Source organism: Rhodopseudomonas sp. B29 (assembly GCF_000333455.1).
In the GTDB taxonomy this organism is placed as follows: Bacteria; Pseudomonadota; Alphaproteobacteria; order Rhizobiales; family Xanthobacteraceae; genus Rhodopseudomonas.
Genome location: NZ_BADD01000079.1, coordinates 1 through 1,804 on the forward strand (window position 1 = coordinate 1; position 1,804 = coordinate 1,804).

Below are 1,804 nucleotides of genomic sequence, written 5' to 3' on the forward strand. Positions count from 1 at the left end.
CTCTGCTGAGCAGTGTACTCGAAATCAGCCCGCCGCCGCGCGCCTGCTTGATATCCCCGCCCGCAACGATCGGCGCTGCAGCGCCGCACGGATGGGCGAGATCGTCGTCCGGGGTGTCTTGAACTTGCTCGAGGCAGCGGCTCGGATCTGAAGCGCCTGCCTGACGCCGCCGTGGATGCGGCTGTCCCGCCGTCGTGATGCGGACGGGCAGCGCGCGACCCGGTATGGATCGCGCGCCGTCCGACTGTCGTCAGCTCTTGATGTCAGCCGACCAGGTCTTCTCGATCTGCTTGACGACCGAGTCCGGCATCGGGATGTAGTCGAGCTCTTCGGCAGCCTTGGCGCCGTTGGCGAACGCCCACTTGAAGAACTTCAGAGCCTCACCCGAAGCCGCCTTGTCGGCCGGCTCCTTGTGCATGAGGATGAAGGTCGCGGCGGTGATCGGCCAGGAGGTGTCGCCCGGCTGGTTGGTCAGGATCAGGTAGTAGCCCTGAGCCTTGGCCCAATCGGCATTGGCGGCGGCGGCCTGGAAGGCGGCCATCGTCGGCTCGACGGTCTTGCCGGCGCTGTTGACCAGCTTGGTGAAGGTCAACTTGTTCTGCTTGGCGTAGGCGTACTCGACGTAGCCGATCGAATTCTTGGTCTGGCCGATGTTGCCGGCAACGCCTTCGTTGCCCTTGGCGCCGACGCCGACCGGCCACTCGACCGCGGTGCCCTCACCGACCTTGGTCTTCCACTCGGGGCTGACCTTGGAGAGATAGTCGGTGAAATTGAAGGTGGTGCCCGAACCGTCCGAACGACGCACCACGGTGATGGCTTCGCTCGGCAGCTTGACGTTCGGATTCAGCTTCTTGATCGCGGCGTCGTCCCAGGTCTTGATCTCGCCGAGGTAGATCTTGGCCAGCGTCGGGCCGTCGAACACCATCTCACCCGGCTTGACGCCTTCGAGGTTCACGACCGGCACGATCGCGCCCATCACCATCGGCCACTGCACCAGGCCGTCCTTTTCGAGCTGCTCCGGCTTCAGCGGCATGTCGCTGGCGCCGAAGGTCACCGTCTTGGCCTGGATCTGCTTGATGCCGGCGCCCGAGCCGATCGACTGATAGTTCAGGCCGTTGCCGGTTTCTTTCTTATAGGCATCGGCCCACTTCGAATAAATCGGATAGGGGAAGGTCGCGCCAGCGCCGGTAATGTCTGCCGCGAAAGCCGAGGTCGACGCCGCGACCATGCCGGCTGCGACGATTGCCTTGATGAAATTCATGAGGGTCTCCCTGTGTAGGCGAAGCGCTCATCGCGCCCGACTGCGCCTACTACCCCGCCCCTGTAGGGGCGGTCGGTTGACCTTTTATGAGGGTTTGATGACACTCATGTGAATGTCGCAACGCTCTGATTTTAATCGGATTTTCCGGCTCGCCCTAGGGCTTTCCCGCAGGGAAACAGACGGTGAAAGTCGCACCTTTTTTCAGTACGCTTTCGATCAGAAGCCGCCCGCGGTGGCGGTTAACAATATGTTTCACCAACGATAAACCTAGCCCGGTACCGCCTTGCGAACGGCTGTCGCCGACGTCGACGCGATAGAACCGCTCGGTGAGCCGCGGCAGATGCTCGGGCGCGATACCAGGGCCGAAATCCCGCACCACCACCCGGTGCTCGGAGACTCCGTCGGCGGACATCGCGGTCACCACCGAGACCAGCACGCGGCCACCGGCGGCGCCATATTTGAGCGCGTTCTCGATCAGATTTTCGAACACGCGCAGCAGTTCTTCGCGGTCGCCGGCGATCACCACCGGCGTGTCGGGCAGCT

General features: G+C 63.1%; 2 protein-coding genes. Both read right to left on the bottom strand.

Going from position 1 to position 1,804, the window contains the following annotated elements:
- Nucleotides 1-250 precede the first annotated feature (250 nt).
- Nucleotides 251-1,261, bottom strand: a complete 1,011-nt coding sequence (gene pstS / locus I5M_RS02915; RefSeq protein WP_022720031.1) for a phosphate ABC transporter substrate-binding protein PstS — start codon at nt 1,259-1,261, stop codon at nt 251-253.
- A 154-nt stretch (nt 1,262-1,415) separates the two neighbouring features.
- On the bottom strand, nt 1,416-1,804 hold a 389-nt coding region (locus tag I5M_RS02920), incomplete at its 5' end, for a cell wall metabolism sensor histidine kinase WalK (RefSeq protein WP_031335157.1).

What these genes read in the sequence shown, in the direction of transcription:
- pstS (WP_022720031.1), bottom strand. Translation starts at nt 1,261, where the DNA reads ATGAATTTCATCAAGGCAATCGTCGCAGCCGGCATGGTCGCGGCGTCG.